16 protein-coding genes are annotated in these 17,838 nt (G+C 74.9%); 13 read left to right on the top strand and 3 right to left on the bottom strand.

What is annotated here, in order from left to right:
• Nucleotides 1-12: 12 nt before the first annotated feature.
• From O7628_RS31210 to O7628_RS31160, 11 genes are read left to right on the top strand one after another with little or no spacing between them, the layout of a single operon-like run.
• Nucleotides 13-861: an ABC transporter permease gene (locus O7628_RS31210; RefSeq protein WP_278135928.1), complete on the top strand. Its 849-nt coding sequence runs from the start codon at nucleotides 13-15 to the stop codon at nucleotides 859-861.
• Nucleotides 858-1,598: an SDR family NAD(P)-dependent oxidoreductase gene (locus O7628_RS31205; protein ID WP_278135927.1), complete on the top strand. Its 741-nt coding sequence runs from the start codon at nucleotides 858-860 to the stop codon at nucleotides 1,596-1,598. The genes O7628_RS31210 and O7628_RS31205 overlap by 4 nt, the downstream gene beginning before the upstream one ends.
• 18 nt (nucleotides 1,599-1,616) lie before the next feature.
• Nucleotides 1,617-2,981 carry a M20/M25/M40 family metallo-hydrolase gene (locus O7628_RS31200; RefSeq protein ID WP_278135926.1) on the top strand — a complete coding sequence of 455 codons (1,365 nt, stop codon included), beginning with the start codon at nucleotides 1,617-1,619 and terminating at the stop codon, nucleotides 2,979-2,981.
• Entirely contained in the window at nucleotides 2,978-3,802 is an 825-nt protein-coding gene (locus O7628_RS31195) for an alpha/beta fold hydrolase (RefSeq protein WP_278135925.1), read from the top strand. Before O7628_RS31200 ends, O7628_RS31195 begins: the two co-directional genes overlap by 4 nt.
• Before the next feature lie 9 nt (nucleotides 3,803-3,811).
• Nucleotides 3,812-4,789, top strand: coding sequence for an EamA family transporter (locus O7628_RS31190; RefSeq protein ID WP_278135924.1), 978 nt, complete (start codon nucleotides 3,812-3,814; stop codon nucleotides 4,787-4,789).
• Nucleotides 4,790-4,837: 48 nt separating this feature from the next.
• Nucleotides 4,838-5,650, top strand: coding sequence for an IclR family transcriptional regulator (locus O7628_RS31185; protein ID WP_278135923.1), 813 nt, complete (start codon nucleotides 4,838-4,840; stop codon nucleotides 5,648-5,650).
• 5 nt (nucleotides 5,651-5,655) lie between these two features.
• Nucleotides 5,656-6,870, top strand: coding sequence for a CoA transferase (locus O7628_RS31180; protein WP_278135922.1), 1,215 nt, complete (start codon nucleotides 5,656-5,658; stop codon nucleotides 6,868-6,870).
• A 33-nt stretch (nucleotides 6,871-6,903) separates the two neighbouring features.
• Nucleotides 6,904-7,743: a cyclase family protein gene (locus O7628_RS31175; protein WP_278135921.1), complete on the top strand. Its 840-nt coding sequence runs from the start codon at nucleotides 6,904-6,906 to the stop codon at nucleotides 7,741-7,743.
• Complete coding sequence (locus O7628_RS31170; RefSeq protein WP_278135920.1) at nucleotides 7,736-9,169, top strand: MmgE/PrpD family protein; 1,434 nt, start codon at nucleotides 7,736-7,738, stop codon at nucleotides 9,167-9,169. Before O7628_RS31175 ends, O7628_RS31170 begins: the two co-directional genes overlap by 8 nt.
• Nucleotides 9,170-9,173: 4 nt before the next feature.
• Complete coding sequence (locus tag O7628_RS31165) at nucleotides 9,174-10,637, top strand: dihydroorotase family protein (protein WP_278135919.1); 1,464 nt, start codon at nucleotides 9,174-9,176, stop codon at nucleotides 10,635-10,637.
• A 4-nt stretch (nucleotides 10,638-10,641) separates the two neighbouring features.
• The gene (locus tag O7628_RS31160; protein ID WP_278135918.1) at nucleotides 10,642-11,496 is read left to right on the top strand and encodes a CoA ester lyase; all 855 of its coding nucleotides are present in this window, start codon (nucleotides 10,642-10,644) and stop codon (nucleotides 11,494-11,496) included.
• Between the two features lie 13 nt (nucleotides 11,497-11,509).
• Here O7628_RS31160 and O7628_RS31155 read toward each other — a convergent pair whose 3' ends face one another.
• Nucleotides 11,510-13,834: a glycoside hydrolase family 3 N-terminal domain-containing protein gene (locus O7628_RS31155; RefSeq protein ID WP_278135917.1), complete on the bottom strand. Its 2,325-nt coding sequence runs from the start codon at nucleotides 13,832-13,834 to the stop codon at nucleotides 11,510-11,512.
• Nucleotides 13,835-13,891: 57 nt separating this feature from the next.
• Entirely contained in the window at nucleotides 13,892-15,931 is a 2,040-nt protein-coding gene (locus O7628_RS31150; RefSeq protein WP_278135916.1) for a DNA/RNA non-specific endonuclease, read from the bottom strand.
• 348 nt (nucleotides 15,932-16,279) lie between these two features.
• Between O7628_RS31150 and O7628_RS31145 the strand changes: the two genes are divergently transcribed.
• Nucleotides 16,280-16,879 carry a DUF5134 domain-containing protein gene (locus O7628_RS31145; RefSeq protein ID WP_278135915.1) on the top strand — a complete coding sequence of 200 codons (600 nt, stop codon included), beginning with the start codon at nucleotides 16,280-16,282 and terminating at the stop codon, nucleotides 16,877-16,879.
• Between the two features lie 119 nt (nucleotides 16,880-16,998).
• Here O7628_RS31145 and O7628_RS31140 read toward each other — a convergent pair whose 3' ends face one another.
• Nucleotides 16,999-17,190, bottom strand: a complete 192-nt coding sequence (locus O7628_RS31140) for a hypothetical protein (protein WP_278135914.1) — start codon at nucleotides 17,188-17,190, stop codon at nucleotides 16,999-17,001.
• Nucleotides 17,191-17,567: 377 nt separating this feature from the next.
• Between O7628_RS31140 and O7628_RS31135 the strand changes: the two genes are divergently transcribed.
• Nucleotides 17,568-17,834: a hypothetical protein gene (locus tag O7628_RS31135; RefSeq protein ID WP_278135913.1), complete on the top strand. Its 267-nt coding sequence runs from the start codon at nucleotides 17,568-17,570 to the stop codon at nucleotides 17,832-17,834.
• The last annotated feature ends 4 nt before the right edge of the window (nucleotides 17,835-17,838 follow it).

Raw genomic sequence — 17,838 nt, 5'->3', positions numbered from 1 at the left:
GGAGGTGCCGCCATGGCAGACACCGAGGTAGTGGAGACCACCGCCCCGGCCCCCGGGCCGACGGCCACCCGGCGACGCCGGGTCGACCTGCGCGAACGTCCCCAGCTCTGGCTCGTCCCCACGGTCTTCGTCGTGGTCGTGCTCGCCTGGGAGTACGGCACCCGGTTGCTGGACGTCGACGAGTACGTGCTGCCCCGCCCGTCCCAGATCGTCGAGGCGCTGCACCGGCAGCTCACCGACGAGCAGTTCTGGGGCCACTTCTGGGTCACCACCCAGGAGGCGCTGCTCGGCTTCGCCATCGGCGTCGGCGCGGCCGTGCTGCTGGGCACCTTCATCTCCCAGATCAAGGTGGTCGAGGCGACCCTGATGCCGTACATCGTGGCGTTCCAGACCGTGCCGAAGGTCGCCCTCGCGCCGCTGTTCGTGCTCTGGTTCGGCTTCGGGCTCACCAGCAAGGTGGTCATGGCCGCCGTCATCTCGTTCTTCCCGATGCTGGTCAACGTCATCGAGGGGCTGCGGGCCGCCGACGCCGACCGGATCCAGATGCTCACCGTCTTCGGCGCCAGCCGGGCGCAGATCTTCCGGATGGTGCGGCTGCCCAGCGCGCTGCCGTTCATCTTCGCCGGCCTGGACATCGGCATCGTCTTCGCCATCCTCGGCGCGGTCGTCGGCGAGTTCATCGGCGCGAAGGAGGGCCTGGGCTACCTGCTGCTGCAGACCAACTACAACTTCGACATCGCCGGCATGTTCGCCGTGCTGGTGGTGCTGTCGGTGATGGGCCTGCTGGCGCACTTCCTCATCCGGCTGTTGCAGCGCCGGCTCGCCTTCTGGGCCGAGGACACCAAGGTGATCGGCGCATGAGCGGCACCGGCGACGCCTTCCGCCTCGACGGCCGGGTCGCCCTGGTCACCGGCGCGGCCCGGGGCATCGGCGCGCGGATCGCCGCCACCCTCGCCGCCCGGGGCGCGGTCGTCGCCCACGCCGACCTGGCCGACGTCGACGACCCCGGCGGGCCGCACAGCCGCCACCGGGTCGACATCCGTCAGGCGCGCTCCTGCGCGGGCCTGGTCGCCGGGGTCCTCGACCGGCACGGCCGGCTCGACCTGCTGGTCAACAACGCCGGCGTGGTCCGCCGGGGGCCGGCGGCCACGATGACCGAGGAGGACTTCACCACGGTCCTGGACGTCAACCTCACCGGCACGTTCCGGATGTGCCAGGCGGCGTACCCGGCGCTGCGCGCCGCCCGGGGCGCCGTGGTGAACCTCGGCTCGACCAACGGGCAGATCGCCGTGCTGAACACCGTCGGCTACTGCGTCAGCAAGGCCGGCGTGCTGCACCTGACCCGGGTGCTGGCCCTGGAGTGGGCGCGCGACGCCATCCGGGTCAACGCCGTCGGCCCGACCATCGTCCCCACCGACATGACCACCGACGTGCGCGGCGACGCCGCGTACCTCGCCGAGAAGCTGGCCACCATCCCGCTCGGACGGATGGCGCACGCCGACGACGTCGCCAACGCCGTCGCCTACCTGCTCAGCGACGCCGCCGCGATGGTCACCGGCCAGACCGTCTTCGTCGACGGCGGCGTCACCATCCACTGAGCCCCGCGGAGGAAACCCATGCCCCACCCGGACACCGCCGCCGCGCTCGCCGCGGTGGACACCCACTTCGACGAGTTCGTCGCCGAGCTCCAGCAGCTCTGCCGCATCCGCAGCCGCCGGCAGGAGCCCGACCAGATGGCGGCCACCGCCCGGTTCATCGCCGACTCCGTGCACCGCTGGGGCGGCCAGGCCGAGATCATCGAGTGGGAGCAGTCCCACCCGTACGTGCTGGCCGAGATCCCCGGCGCGGGGCGGCGCCGGCTGCTGCACTTCACCCACTACGACGTCGAGGTCGAACCGGCCGGCGACGACGCTGACTGGATCAGCCCGCCGTACGCGGCCGAGATCCACGACGGCCGCCTCTACGCCCGGGGCGTCGCCGACGACAAGGGCGCGTTGATGTCGCGCATCCACGCGGTCGCCGCCTGGCGGCTGGCGGGCCTGACCCCGCCGGTCACCAGCCGGTTCATCTTCGAGGGCAAGCAGTGGCTGCACAGCCCCGGCCTCGGCTCGTTCTGCGCGGCGTACGCCGACCGGCTGGCCAGCGACGCGGCGCTGTGGGAGAACTCGTGGCGGGACGGGCAGGACCGGCCGCTGCTCAAGCTCGCCGAGAAGGGCGTGCTCTACCTGCGGCTCACCGTCCGCACCCTGCCCCGCGACCTGACCAGCCAGAACACCGCGCTGCTGCCCGCCGCGACGGCCCGGCTCGCCGCCGCCCTGGCGCAGTTGCAGCGCCCCGACGGCACGGTCACCGTGCCCGGCTTCGCCGACGACGTGCGCCCGCTCACCGACGCCGAACGCGACCTGCTCGCCGAGGTGGAGTTCGACGGCGACTTCCTGCGCGAGCGGGCCGGCGTGCGCGGCTTCACCGGCGGGCTGGACGACCGGCAGGCCGCCGTGGCGATCCGCACCGTGCCGACGCTGACCGTCGCCGGTATCGCCGGCGGCGACATGCGCGACGACGTCACCCTCGGCATCCCCGCCACCGCCGCCGCGAAGGTCGAGATCCGGCTGGTGCCCGGCCAGGACCCGCAGCGGGTGCTCGCCGCCGTCCGCAACCATCTCGCGGCCACCGGCTTCGGCGACATCGACATCGAGGTGATGGCGACCAGCCGGCCGAACATGACCGACCACCGCGACCCGTTCGTCGCCCTGGTCGCCGACGCCGCCCGCCGGGCCTACGGCGCCGAACCGGTGATCGAGCCGTACACCCAGTGGATCGGCAACCAGGGTGCCCTCGCCGCCCGGCCCATCGTCGGCGTCGGCGTGTCCCGCGCCGACTCCGGGGTGGACGGGCCCAACGAGAACATCCGCCTCGACGACTACCGCGACGGCATCAGGCACGTCATCGAGGTCATGGCCGCCCTGGCGGTGACCGGGTGACCCGGGTGCGGGGCCGCGCCGCGCGCGGCTACGTCGACCTGCCCTGGGGCCAGGTCCACTACCGGCACGCCGGGACGCCGGGACACCCGACCCTGCTCGTCGTGCACCAGTCGCCGCTGTCGTCGGCGACCTACGACCTGGCGCTGGCCCCGCTGGCCCGGCGCGGGCTGCACGTCGTCGCCGTGGACACCCCCGGCTTCGGGATGTCCGACGCGCCGCCGCAGCCGTGGACCATCCCGCAGTACGCCGCCGCCCTCTGGCAGACCGCCGACGCCCTCGGCCTGGACCGGGTGCGCCTGCTCGGCCAACACACCGGCGCGGTGATCGCCGCGGAGGCCGCCCTGCGGGACCCGCACCGGGTCCACCGGCTCATCCTCCAGGGCCTGCCGCTCTACGACGACGCCGAACGCGCCCGCAAGAAGGCGACCTACGCCCCCGGCTACACGCCGGACCGCGACGGGTCGCACCTGCGGGTGATCTGGGACCGGGTCTGGGGGCTCTACCCCCGGCTCAGCCCCGACGAGGCGGACCGGCAGGTCGCCGAGTACCTGATGACCGGGCCGGACTACGCCACCGCGTACCGGGCCGTCTTCGACCACCGGCTGGACACCGCCGCCCTGGCCGCCGTGCCGACCGTGCTGCTGCACGGCGCCGACGACCTGGTCGACCGGATGACGCCCGTGGTCCGGGCCGCCCTGCCGCACGCCCCGCTGGTCACCATCCCGGGCGGCACCGACTTCGTCTCCGACGAGCAGCCCGAGGCGTTCGCCGACGCCGTCGCCGCCCAGTGCGACCTCGACGCCCCGGCGGTGACCCCGTGACCCGGTCCCATGTCCGGCGCTGAGCCCACCGTGGCGGCGGCCCCGGCGGGGGTGGGCCCACCGGTGGAACCGGCCGCGCTCGCCGCCGGGCTCGGCGCGGTCTACCTGCTGTGGGGCTCCACCTACCTGGGCAACCGGGTGGCCCTGGAGAGCCTGCCGCCGATGGTCTCCACCGCCGGTCGGTTCCTCGCCGCCGGGGCCCTGGTGCTCGCCGTGGTGGCGGCGCGCAACGGCCCGGCCCGGGTGCGCCTGCCCCGCGACCGGTGGCCCGGCGTGCTGGCCGGCGGCCTGCTCATGGTCGGGGCGGGCAGCGCGCTGCTCGCCGTCGGCCAGCAGTACGTGTCGTCCGGCCTGGCCTCGCTGCTCGTCGCCGCGATGCCGCTGTGGGTGCTGACGATCCGCGTCGGCGGCGGCCAGCGCCCCCGGCCGGCTGCCGTCGTCGGGGTCCTCGGTGGACTCGCCGGGCTGGCCCTGCTGGTGCTCGCCGGGGACCAGCGCCTGCACCTGGCCGGCATCGCCACGATCGTGGCGTCCACGATGGTCTGGGCGGCCGGCTCGACGCTGACCCAGCGGCTGCCCGCCCCGGCCGACCACCTGGTCGGCACCGGCTGGCAGATGCTCGCCGGCGGCGCGGCCGTGGCGGTGGCCGCGTGGCCGGCCGGGGAGTGGCACCGGCTGCGCCCGGCCGAGGTCACCGGCCGCTCCTGGGTCGCCTGGACCTACCTGATGCTGGTCTGCACCGTCGTCGGGTTCAGCGTCTACACCTGGCTGCTGCGCCGCGCGCCCCTGCAACTCGTGGCCACGTACGCCTACGTGAACCCGGTGATCGCGGTGCTGCTGGGCATGGTGGTGCTCGACGAGCGGCTCACCGGCCGGCAGGTGCTCGCCGGCGTCGTCGTGCTCGCCTCGGTGGCGCTCGTCGTCGCCGTGGAACGGCAGCGGCAGTTGCGAGGATTGCCGCCGGGCACCCCCGCGACACCCCCGTGACCGGCGGCCCTGCCCTTCCGCCCGCGTCCGCCCACAGTGAGGACAGACATGACCACCACCCCCCTCGTCGCACCCGATGACCGGCGGGTCCGCTCCGGCCTCGGCCGGGCCCTCGACGTCATCAACATCATCGCCGCCCGGGCGCCGGAGACCCTCGGGGTGTCCACCATCGCCCGCGAGCTGGGGCTGCCGAAGGCGGTCGCGTACCGGATCCTGAAGGAGCTGGCCGCCGACGAGTTCCTCGACTTCGACGAGGACACCAAGCGCTACCGGCTCGGCGCCGGGGCGCTCGCGGTGGGCCTGGCCGCCCTGCGCGCGCTGGACGTCCCGGAGATCGCCCGCCGGTACCTGGTCCGGCTGGTCCGCCGCACCGGCGAGACCGCCACCCTGTCCGTGCGGCAGGGCTCGATCCGGGTCTACATCGACCAGGTGCTCTCCCCGCACGAGGTCCGCATGTCGGTGTCCCTGGGCACCAGCCACCCGCTGCACTCCGGCTCGTCGTCCAAGGCGATCCTCGCGGCGCTGCCCGCCGTGGAGCTCGACGAGTACCTGGCCCAGCCGCTGGAGCGGGTCACCCCCTCGACCATCACCGACCCGGCCGTGCTGCGCGCCGAGCTCGCCCACATCCGCCGGCAGGGCTACGCGGTGAGCATCGGGGAGCGGCAGAACGGCGCGGGCAGCGTCGCCGCCGCCATCCGGTACGGCACCGGCCAGGTCTTCGGCTCCATCTCCCTGTGCGGGCCGCAGGACCGGTTCACCCGGCAGGTCTGCGCCGACCACGGGGCGCTGGTGGCCGCCGCGGCCGCCGACATCTCCGCCGAGCTGGGCTACCACCCGCCGGCCGACCGGGCAGAGGGGTGACCGCCGTGACCACACCGACCACGCCCGCCGACGGCCCGCTCGCCGGGCTGCGCGTGCTGGACGCCTCCACGATCCTCGCCGGGCCGCTGTGCTGCCAGATCCTCGGCGACTTCGGCGCCGACGTCGTGAAGATCGAGCACCCGACCGCCGGGGACAGCATGCGCGGGCACGGCAAGGCCAGGGACGGCCATCCCCTGTGGTGGAAGGAGATCTCCCGCAACAAGCGCACCATCGGGCTGAGCCTGTCCGCCCCGGAGGGCGCGGCGCTGCTGCTGCGCCTGGCCGCCCGGGCCGACGTGCTGGTGGAGAACTTCCGCCCCGGCACCCTGGAGCGCTGGGGGATCGGCCCGGCGCAGCTGCACGCGGTCAACCCCGGCCTGGTCATCGCCCGGATCACCGGCTTCGGCCAGACCGGCCCGTACGCCTCCCGCGCCGGCTTCGGCACCCTCGCCGAGGCGATGAGCGGCTTCGCCCACCTCACCGGCGCCGCCGACGGCCCGCCCACCCTGCCCGCGTTCGGCCTGGCCGACAGTATCTGCGGCATCGCCGCCTCCTCGGCGGTGCTGATGGCGCTGCGTCACCGCGACCGCACCGGCGAGGGGCAGGTCGTCGACCTGAGCCTGCTGGAGCCGATCATGACGGCGGTCGGCCCCGGCCCGACCGTCTACGACCAGCTCGGCGTCGTCGAGCAGCGCAACGGCAACCGGTCGGTCAACAACGCGCCCCGCAACACCTACCGCACCAGCGACGGGGCGTGGGTCGCCGTCTCCACCAGCGCCCAGGCCATCGCCGAACGGGTGCTGCGCCTGGTCGGCCACCCCGAGGTCATCGACGAGCCCTGGTTCCGCACCGGCGCCGGGCGCGCGGGGCACGCCGACGAGCTCGACGCGTACGTCGGCGGGTGGATCGCCGAGCGCACCCGCGACGAGGTCAGCCGCGCGTTCGCCGAGGCCGGTGCGGCCGTCGCCCCCGTCTACAGCGCCCGCGACATCGTCGAGGACCCGCACGTGCGGGCCACGGAGATGCTCACCACCGTCGACGACGCCGACCTCGGGCCGGTGCGGATGCACAACGTGATGTGGCGGATGTCCGCGACCCCCGGACGGATCCGCTTCACCGGGCGCGCCCTCGGGGCCGACACCGAATCCCTGCTGATCGACGAGCTCGGCTGCGACCCGGCCGAGATCGCCGATCTCCGAGCCCGCCACATCGTCGCCTGACGACGTGGCCGAACCGCTGAAACGTGAGGAACCGTGACGACCACCGCCCGCCACGCCGACCGGCTGCTCGACGCCGTCCGCGCCGGAGTCGAGATCTACGACCTCGGCCGGCTGCTCTCGATCGGCATGCCCCAGTCGCCGAACCACCCGCCGTTCTGGCTGACCATGCCGCGCCGGCACGGTGACATGGTCCGCGCCGACGGCGGCTCGGCGGCCAACGACCTGCTGGTGATGGGCACCCACGTCGGCACGCACGTCGACGCCCTCGCCCACGTCTCCCACGACGGGCTGCTGCACGGCGGCGCGGACGCCGCCGCCGCCCAGTCCGGCGGGCGGTTCACCGAGCTCGGCGTGCACACCGTCACGCCGATGGTCCGCCGGGGCGTCCTGCTCGACGTGCCCGCCGCCCTCGGCCGGCCCGACTGCCCAGCCGGCTACGAGATCACCCCCGCCGACCTGGACGCCGCCGTCGACCGGCAGGGCACCCCCGTGGAGCCCGGCGACGTGGTGCTCATCCGCAGCGGCTGGGGCCGACACTTCGACGACCCCGACCGCACCCGCTACGTCGGCCACGACTCCGGCGTGCCCGGCGTGGGCGCCGACGGCGCGCGGTGGCTCGCCGCGCACGGCGTGCACGCCGCCGGGGCCGACACCATCGCCTTCGAGTGCCTGCGCCCCGGCCAGGGCCACAGCAGCCTGCCCGCGCACCGGATCCTCCTGGTCGAGCACGGCGTCTACCTGATCGAGGCGATGGCGCTGGAGGAGCTCGCCCGCGACGCGGTGCACGAGTTCACCTTCGTGCTGGCCCCGCTGCCCCTGTACGGGGCCACCGGCTCGCCGGTGCGTCCGCTGGCGGTGGTGGGCCGTGGCTGAGCCGACCCTCGGGCGGGCCCTGGCCGCGTTCGCCGCCGACACGCCCGCCGCCGCGCTGCCCGCCGTCGTCGTCGACAGCGTCCGCCAGCGGGTGCTCGACGTCGTCGGGCTCTGCGTGGCCGCCGTCGACCTGCCGAGCAGCCGGGCCGCCCTGGCGTACGTCCGCGACCAGGGCGGGCGGGGGCAGGCCCGGGCGATCGGGGTCGCCGACCCGGTGCCCGCCGCGCTGGCCGCGTTCGGCAACGGGGTGCTGGCGCACTCGCTGGACTACGACGACACCCACCTGCCGTCGGTGCTGCACCCGAGCGCGTCGGTGGTGCCGGCCGCGCTCGCCGTCGCCGAGCTCACCGGCGCGTCCGGCCGGGAGACCGTCGCCGCCGTCGCGGTGGGCCTGGAGGTGTGCGTGCGGCTCGGCATGGCCGGCTACGACCGCGCCGCCGGCAACTCGGTCTTCTTCGAGCACGGCCAGCACGCCACCTCCATCTGCGGCACCCTCGGCGGGGCGGTCGCCGCCGCCCGGCTGTTCGGGCTGGACGCCGGGCGCACCCTCGACGCGTTGGGCGTGGCCGCCTCCATGGCGGCCGGGCTGATCGAGGCCAACCGCACCGGCGGCACCGTCAAGCGGATCCACTGCGGCTGGGCGGCGCACTCGGCGGTGAGCGCGGCGGCCCTGGCCCGGCACGGCGTCACCGGCCCGCCCACCGTCCTGGAGGGCCGGTTCGGCTTCTTCGAGGCGTTCCTGCGCGGCGAGTACGACCCGGCGGGGATCACCGCGGGGCTGGGCGTCGACTGGGCGGTGCCGGACATCTTCTTCAAGCCCTACCCGGCCAACCACTTCACCCACGCGGCCATCGACGCGGCGCTGGCGCTGCGCCGCCGCGGCGTGCGCCCCTCCGACGTGGAGTCGGTGACCCTCGGCGTGCCCACCCCGGTCATCCGCACCATCGGGCAGCCCATCGACCGCAAGCGCCGCCCCACCACCGGCTACGAGGCCCAGTTCAGCGGCCCGTACGCGGTCGCCGCCGGCCTGCACGGCGGCGGGGTGCTCGGCGTCGGCCCGGACGACTTCACCGACGCCCTCGCCGTCGAGGAGTCCCGCCGGGCCGTGATGGCCCGCGTCGACGTGGTGCCCGACGAGCGCTGCGACGAGATCTTCCCGCACCAGTTCCCGGCCGTGCTGCGCGTGGTCACCCGCGACGGCCGGGAGTGGACCGAGGAGGTGCTGGCCAACCGGGGCGGCCCGGCCCGCCCGCTGACCACCGCCGAGCTGGCCCTGAAGTTCCGGCACAACGTCGCCGGCCGGCTGCCCGCCGACGTCGCCGAATCCGTCGAGCGGGAGATCGCCGCCCTCGACACCGCCCCCGACGTCCGGCGGCTGGCCGGCCTGCTCGCCGCCGCGGCGGCACCCGACACCCGACAGGAGTGAGCGCATGACGACCTTCGACCTGCTGCTGCGCAACGTGCGCCTGGTCCGGCACGACCGGTCCGACACCGAGACGGTGGACATCGGCGTCACCGCCGGCAGGGTCGCCCGGGTCGCGCCGGGCCTCGACCCGGCCGACGCCGCGACCGTGCACGACGGGCAGGGGAAGCTGGCCTTCCCCGGCGTCGTCGACGCCCACCAGCACTGGGGCATCTACAACCCGCTCGCCGAGGACACCGCCTCGGAGAGCCGCGCCAGCGCCCAGGGCGGCGTCACCACCGCCCTGACCTACATGCGCACCGGGCAGTACTACCTCAACCGGGGCGGCCGGTACGAGGACTTCTTCCCCGACGTGCTCGCCGCCAGCGCCGGCCGCTCCCACATCGACTACGGCTTCCACCTGGCCCCGATGATGCGCGAGCACATCGACGAGCTGCCCGACCTGGTCGACCGGTTCGGGGTGACCTCCTTCAAGATCTTCATGTTCTACGGCGGGCACGGCCTGCACGGCCGCTCGGCCGACCAGAACTCGTTCCTGATGATCCCCGAGGGCGAACGCTACGACTACGCCCACTTCGAGTTCGTGATGCGCGGCGTGCAGGCGGCCCGGGAACGCTTCCCCGAGCTGGCCGACCAGATCTCCCTGTCGCTGCACTGCGAGACCGCCGAGATCATGAGCGCCTACACCCGGCAGGTGGAGCAGGAGGGCCGGCTGCGCGGGCTGGAGGCGTACCACGCCTCCCGGCCGCCGCACTCCGAGGGGCTCGCCGTCTCCATCGCCTCGTACCTGGCCCACGAGACGGGCCTGCCCACCATCAACCTGCTGCACCTGTCCTCGGCCAAGGCGCTCGACGCGGCCCTGCGGATGGCCGAGGCGTTCCCGCACATCGACTTCCGCCGCGAGGTGACCATCGGGCACCTGCTGGCCGACATCACCACCGCGCACGGCCTCGGCGGCAAGGTCAACCCGCCCCTGCGTCCCCGCGCCGACGTCGAGGCGCTCTGGGGGCACCTGCTCGACGGGCACGTCGACTGGGTGGTCAGCGACCACGCCTGCTGCAAGGACGAGGTCAAGTTCGGCGAGCCCCGCGACGACGTCTTCGTCGCCAAGTCCGGCTTCGGCGGGGCCGAGTATCTGCTGCCCGGCCTGCTCACCGAGGGCCGCCGCCGGGGCCTGCCGCTGTCCCGGGTCGCGGAGCTGACCTCGTGGAACCCGGCCCGCCGCTTCGGCCTGGCCGGCAAGGGCGCCGTCGCCGAGGGCTACGACGCCGACCTCTGCCTGGTCGACGACGACCACACCTGGACGGTCCGGGCCGCGGACTCCGAGTCCACCCAGGAGTACACGCCGTTCGAGGGCTTCGAGCTGACCGCCCGGGTCACCGACACCTTCGTCCGGGGCGAGCACGTCCTCGTCGACGGCAAGGTCACCGGCAGCCCGCAGGGCCGCTACGTGCCCCGGGCCGGGCGGTAGCGCCGTGCCACCCGTCGCCCGCAGCTACCTCTACGTCCCCGGGGACCGGGAGGAACTGCTGCGCAAGGCCCCCGGCCGGGGCGCCGACGCGCTCGTGCTCGACCTGGAGGACGCCGTCACCCCGGCGCGCAAGGACGAGGCCCGCCGGGCGGTCGCCGCCGTGCTGGCCGCCCCGGCCACCACCGAGACCTGGGTACGGATCAACAGCGACCAGGTCGACGCGGACGTCGCGGTGCTCTCCGCGGCGGCGGCCGGGGTGTGGGTGCCGAAGGCGGAACCGGAACTGCTGGCCGAGGTCGACCGGGCGCTGGCCGGGGTGGAACGCCGGCTCGGGCTGCCCGGGGCCACCTTCGCCGTCGTCGCCCTGATCGAGACCGCCCGGGGGATCCTCACCTGCCCGCAGGTCGCCGCCGCGCCGAGGGTGCTGCGACTCGGGCTCGGCGAGGCGGACCTGGCGGGGGAGCTGGGCCTGCAACCGGGGCCGGACCGGGCCGAGCTCGCCCCGATCCGCTCGCAGGTCGTGGTCGCCTCCGCCGGGGCGCGGATCGTCGCGCCGGTCGGCCCCGTCGAGACGACCCTGCGCGACCCGGACCGGCTGGCGGCGGGCACGCGGACGCTGCTGCGCCAGGGGTTCCGGGCGCGCAGCGCCATCCACCCCGGCCAGCTCGCCGCCATCAACGCCGTCTTCACGCCCGGCCCGGCGGAGGTGGCCGCCGCCCGGGAGGTGGTCGACGCGCTGGACCGGGCCGCCCGCGACGGCTCCGGCGTGGCGACCGACGCCAACGGCAGGCTGCTGGACCGGGCGGTGGTCCGCGCCGCCACGGAGGTGCTGCGCCGCGCCGAGCGGCACGCCGGCTAGGCCGCCCCGGCGGTCAGCCCGCCGCCCGGACGGTGAACGGGGCCCGCAGCAGCGTCTCCTCCCGCGACGACGGGCCGACGAGCAGCGTGAAGTCGCCGGGCTCGACCACCCGCACGCCCCGGCCGTCGACGATGGCGCAGTCGGCGACGGGGACGTCGATCCGCACCGTGGCGGCCTGCCCCGGCTCCAGCGCCACCTGGCGGAACGCCTTGAGCTCCCGCTCCGCCCAGCTCACGGAGGTGACGTCGTCGCTGACGTACGCCTGGACGGTCTCCAGGACCGGCCGGGTCCCGGTGTTGCGGACGGTGACCTCGGCGCGGACGGTGTCCGTCGGCGCGAGCTCGCCCGGGGCGACCCGCAGGTCGGCGTACTCGACGGTCGTGTAGGACAGGCCGTCGCCGAAGGCGAAGGCGGGGCGCTGGGTCAGGTCGGCGTACCGGGAGCCGTGCTGGCCACGGATCTGGTTGTAGTAGGTGGGCTGCTGCCCGACGTGCCGGGCGAACGAGATGGGCAGCCGCCCGGCGGGCTCGACGAGGCCGAGCAGCAGCTCGGCGACCGCCCGGCCGCCCCGCATGCCCGGGTTGGCCACCCAGAGCAGGGCGGCGGCGTCGAGCGCCGAGTCGGGCAGCACCAGCGGCTTGGACGCGAGCAGCACGACGACCATCGGCGTGCCGGTCGCGGCGAGGGCGTCCAGCAGGGCGATCTGCCCGCCGACCAGGTTGAGCGTCGCGGTGCTGCACCCCTCGCCGACCAGCTCGATGCGGTCGCCGACGACCGCGACGACGTAGTCGGCCCGCTCGGCGGCGGCGACCGCCTCGGCGATCAGCGCCGCGTCCGGCGGGCAGGGCAGGACGACCTGCGGGCGGGGCTGGCCGTCGGGGAACAGCGTCCCCTCGGGGTCGGGGGCCATGGTGAGGATGTCGGCGCCGCGCGCGTGGGTGACCGCCCAGCCGGCGGGCACGTGGTCGCGCAGCCCGTCGAGGATCGTGGTGATCATGTCGCGGGGCTGGCCGTCGCGCATCCAGTCGGCCTGCCCGGAGGAGCCGGCCCAGTCGCCGAGCTGGGTCTGCGCGTCGTCGGCGAGCGGGCCGACGACCGCGACCGTGCGCGGCGGGCCGCCGTCGCCCCGGGCCCGCCCGGCGGCGTCGGCCGCGAACCCGCCCGCGAGCGGGAGCACCCCGTCGTTGCGCAGCAGCACCAGCGACCGGCGGGCGACCTCCAGGTTGAGCGCGGCGTGCGGCGCGCTGCCGATCACCGCCCGCTGCCGGGCGACGTCCGGCCGGCGGGGGTCCTCGAACAGGCCCAGCTCGAACTTCAGGGCCAGGATGCGGGAGACGGCGTCGTCGAGGTCCGACTCGACCAGCAGGCCCCGCGCGACCGCCTCCTGGGCGCCCTGGAAGAACTGCGGGGTCGTCATGATCATGTTGTTGCCGGCCCGCACGGCCGCCGCGGCGGCGTGCGCGTGGTCGGGCTGCACCCGCTGCTCCCAGACCATCCGGCCCACGTTGTCCCAGTCGGTGACCAGCATGCCCGGCCAGCCCCACTCGCCGCGCAGCACGTCGGTCAGGAGCCAGTCGTTGACGGTGATCGGCACGCCGTCGGTGCTCTGGTAGCCGAGCATGAAGGTGCGGCACCCCTCGCGCGCCACCCGCTCGAACGGCGGCAGGAACCACGCGCGCAGCTTGCGCCGCGACAGGTCCGCCTCGGTGGCGTCCCGGCCGCCCTGGGTCTCCGAGTAGCCGGCGAAGTGCTTGGCGGTGGCCAGCACGGCGGTCGGGTCGGCCAGGTCCGCGCCCTGGTAGCCGCGCACCATCGCGGCGGCCAGCTCGCCGATCAGGAACGGGTCCTCGCCGAACGTCTCGTCGACCCGGCCCCAGCGCAGGTCCCGCGCGATGCACAGCACGGGGGAGAAGGTCCAGTGCACGCCGGTCGGGGCGACCTCGACGGCGGTGGCGCGGGCGACCCGCTCGACGAGCTCCGGCGACCAGCTGGCGGCCATGCCGAGCTGGGTCGGGAAGATCGTCGCGCCGGGGAAGAACGAGTGCCCGTGGATGCAGTCCTCGCCGACCAGCAGCGGGATGCGCAGCCGGGTGCGGGCGGTCAGCTCGTGCGCCTCGACCACCCGCGCGGGGGAGGTGTGCAGGATGGACCCGACGTGCTTGCCGAGGATGTGGTCGGCCAGGTCGCCGTGGGAGTCGAGCTGCATCATCTGGCCGACCTTCTCCGCCAGGCTCATCCGCCCGAGCAGGTGGGCCACCCGCTGCGCGGTCGGCCGGGCCGGGTCGAGGTGCGGCAGGTCGGCGCTGATCGGGTCTGCGATGCTCCGGGACGCGGTCACCGCCCGACCGTACACATCCGCGCGCCGTCCCGGGGCCCGCGCCGGTGGCCGCGCGGCTCAGAGCACGATCTGGCGCAGGTCGTCGATCTCCCGGACGCCGGTCCCCTCCAACCGGGCGAGGGGGTCGGCGTCGCGCAGGGCCCCGAACGACAGCTGGGTGAGGGCCTCGACGCGGGTCACCGGCACCTGGTACGTCCGGTACGCGCCGTACGAGAACGCCGCCGGCACCAGCTCCAGGCCCGCGATCAGGTCCGCCTGGCTGAGCAGGTACGCGGTGGCGGAGAGGACGCCGTCCGCCCGGACCATCGCGGCGACCTTCCAGAACTGCCGGGGCAGCTGCACGCCCCGGTACGGGTCGTCGTCGTCGGCCAGGACGGGGCCGGTGAAGACGCTGACCCTCAGGTCGAGGTTGTCCGCGTTCTCCAGCAGGTAGTCCTCCAGCCCGGCCCAGGTCGTCTTGTTCTGGTTGAAGTCCTCGTGCTGCGGCGAGCAGTTGGTGAAGTGGAACGTGTCGTCGTTGGCGGCCTTGGCGACGGCGCGCGACGCGCCCCAGGCGGGGTCGAGCCGGCGGACGAGGTGGCCGCGGTCGAGCGGGTTGGCGGCGTACACCTCCTCCCCGGTCTGCTCGTCGGCGGCCACCCGTGGGTCGAGCGTCCACCGGTCGGGCTCCCGCCTGAGGCGGACGCTGCAGTTGCCGTCGATGTTGACGGCGGTGAAGAACGCCAGCCGGCGCAGCCGGTGCAGCACGACGCTGAAGTGGTGGTACGGCAGCACGTACCGGGGCCCGGCGGTGGCCTGCCGGTTGACCGCCGCCAGCGGCACCTGGCCGGCGGCCAGGGCCGGCAGCGGCACCGGATGGCCCCCGCCGAGGAAGAGCGGGTCGTAGCCCGCCCGGTCCGTGTAGCCGGGGTCGACGCCGGCGGCCTCGCGCCCGGCGGGCGGGCCCGCCACCAGGCCGGTCGGCCCGCCCGCCGCGGGGCCGACCGGGCGGCGGGCTGCGTGGCCGTCGAAGGGCGCGACCGGGCGGCGGGGCGCGTGGCCGTCGAACGGCGCGACCGGGCCGGGCCGGGCGAGACCGGCCGGGCCGGGAAGCTGCTCCGCCGGGCCGGTCGAGGGCAGGGTGCTGCCGGTGGCGAAGAGCCCGTCCAGCAGGAGCTGCCGCGCCGGGGGCAGGGACTGCCGCCGCAGGAAGGCCAGCAGCCGGCTGACGCGCAGCCCCTCGTTGACGATGCCGCCGAGCTCGTCGTGCCCCGGCGCGGGGGTGCTGGCGTGGTGCAGCGCGACGACCTCCCACTGGTCGTTGAACACGGGCGAGCCCGACGAGCCGGGCTGGGTGTCGGTCTCGTAGTGCAGGAAGCTGTCGACCACGTCGACGACCCGGTTCTCGCGCAGCGCCACCTGCTTCTTGCCCCCGCACGGGTGCTGCACGATGCTCACGAAGTCGCCGACGATGGCCTTGCCCTCGGACTCGATCAGCCGGTTGAAGCCGAACGGGCCCAGCTCGGCCGGTGCCCCCTTGACCGCCACCAGCGCGAAGTCCAGCTCGGCGTCGGCGAGGAAGAACCGCCCCGGGTCCAGGACGAACGCCCGCAGCGGCAGCGGGGTGCCGTCGGGGCCGTCCTGGTAGTCGAACTCGACGCCGCTCTGCGCGGCGACGTCCTCGTCTGGCAGGACGTGGTGATTGGTCAGCAACAGCTCGGTGGTCACCATCGAGCCGGTGCCGTAGCCCGTGAGCCGGCCCCGCCCGTCCCGGATGTTGACGCGGCCCACCGCCCGGGCGGCGACCACCCCGCCCTCGAGGTAGGCCACGCCGAGCAGGTCGTTGGTCTGGATGATGCGTTCGAGGGTGACGCCCGCCGCCGTCACCGCGGCGGGCTCGCCAGCCCTGATCGCTGCCGGGTTGATCGGGCAGACGTCCGAGTAGTAGCGGCTCAGCCGGTCGATGCGGGTCGCCACCCGCTCCGGCTCGTCGGCGCGGGCCAGCCCGCCGGGGCGGCGCAGGATCTCGATCCGCTCCCCGCGCGCCGGGGTCCTGCCGGCCACCCGCGCTGCGACGGCGTCCTGCTGCCGCCCGGCCTGCCTGGTCCTCAGCTCCATGGTCGACCTCACGTCCCCCGTCACCGCAGCGTCGTGCCGTGCCGTGCCGCGTCGCGGGTCGGAGCAGGGGTGCCGCCGGCCGGCACCGGCCAGAGTACGGCCGATCCCGGCCGGCGGCGGCCGTTCGCGCGGATCGGCCGGGCGCGGTCGACGCCGCGCCCGCGCCGCTCGGCCGCACCGGCTCGCCCGCGCCGCGCCGCGGTGCCGACGCCGCGCCCGAACCGGCCCGGCAAGGTGCCGACGGACAGGGCAACTTCGCGCACAGACGCCGGCCGCTGCGCCGACTACCGTCGGCCCTGACCGCCTGCCCACGGGGACCGGGACCGGTCGGACGAGGGGAGCGAGCCCATGGTGTTCCCGGCGCTGCAATGGCCGATGACGCTGGCCCTGATGGCCGTGACGTCCTACCACGGGATCCGGTTCCTGGGCCCGGCGTCGGCGCGGGCGGGGTCGGGCCGGGCCGTCCGGTGCCGGATCGCCGAGGGCGTGCACCTGCTCATGGGCGTGGCGATGACCGCGATGGTGTGGGCGCTCGGGGTGCCGCAGGCGGTGTGGCTCGTCCTGTTCGTGCCGGCCGGGGTCTGGTTCGCGGCGCTGACCGCCCGCCGCCCGGCGGCACTCGGCTCGCGGGCGGTCACCGGATACTTCACCCTCGCGTCGGCGGCGATGGTGTGGATGACCGGCCTGCCGGGCGGCCACGCCGGGCCGCACGGCCAGCACGGCGCGGCCACGCCGGTGGGCTGGTGGCCGCCGCTGGTCAGCGTGGCCTTGGGCGGTTACCTGCTGCTCGCCGCGGGCTGGTGGGCGGCCCGGGGCGTACGCCTGACCCCGGCCTGGCGGGACCACGTGCCCGCCGGCCGGCCGGTGGCGGCCGGGGCGCGCGCCGAGGGCCTCTGCCACGCCACGATGGGCGTCGTGATGGGGCTCATGCTGCTGACGACGGTGTAGGCACCACCTTCTGCATGTCTTCTTCGTGGTGTGGGCCGCGCCGGTTGACTCGACGGTAGGTCACGTACGACGCGCCCCGCCTCCGAGGTGGGGCGGGGCGCGGCTGCCGATGGTGCCGGTCAGTCCTCGTCGGCTGGGCTGGGGCGGTTCTGCGCAATCCACGCCCGGACGGCTGCGCCATCCCAGACGCGGCCCATCTTCAAGGTGACGAGGGGGTCGGGGAACCCCTTGCGGCCAACGATGATCGTGGCGCGCTGCTTGCTGATCCCGCCAAGCAAGTCGCGGATCTCATCCAACCCGAGCAGCTCCACGACCTGACGGTATGGCCCCAGGGTAGTGCATCAGATGGAACTGGGTGAGGCAACTCCCTTGGGGGTTGCCTTCGTGCAACTCCTGTGATGCCATGGATTGATGACCGCTCGCGGACCCGCTTCGCCTGTCCCGACCTGCGCGGGGTATGGCTCGCCCTGGCCTCGTCCCGTTTGCCGGCTCCCGATCTCTGGCAGGCCGTGGCTAGGGGTTCGGTGATGACCGTGCGTCGGCTGCCCCCGCTGATCGTGGACGCGTGGCGTGCCCTCGACTGGCACAAGCATCGGCGGTGTTCCGCCTGCCGCCCGACCGGCGGATGCCCCGTCCTGGAGTTGGCCCGGACCCGGATCAGGGCGTGGCGACGCTATGGCCCTCGCCGATGATCGAGCTGAGAGCCGGCGACGTCCTCCACATCACTGCCGCGTGCAGCGTCCAGTTCACGAATCCGATGATGTTCCGCCTGATCAAGGCCCGGCACGACCTGGTGACCTACGACCACTGGATCTGGCTCGACGGCTACCAGCTCGACGCCAACGGCGAGGCGGTGGCCCGACGGGAGATCTTCGTCCTGCGGGTGGGGCTGACGGTCCACCGACCAACCGCCCCGACGCAACCGAGGCGGTCCGCATCGAATGCGCGGGTCTGAAGCC

Origin of the sequence: Micromonospora sp. WMMD956 (assembly GCF_029626125.1) — a bacterium.
GTDB lineage: Bacteria > Actinomycetota > Actinomycetes > Mycobacteriales > Micromonosporaceae > Micromonospora > Micromonospora carbonacea.
This window is presented reverse-complemented; position numbering and strand designations above follow the sequence as displayed.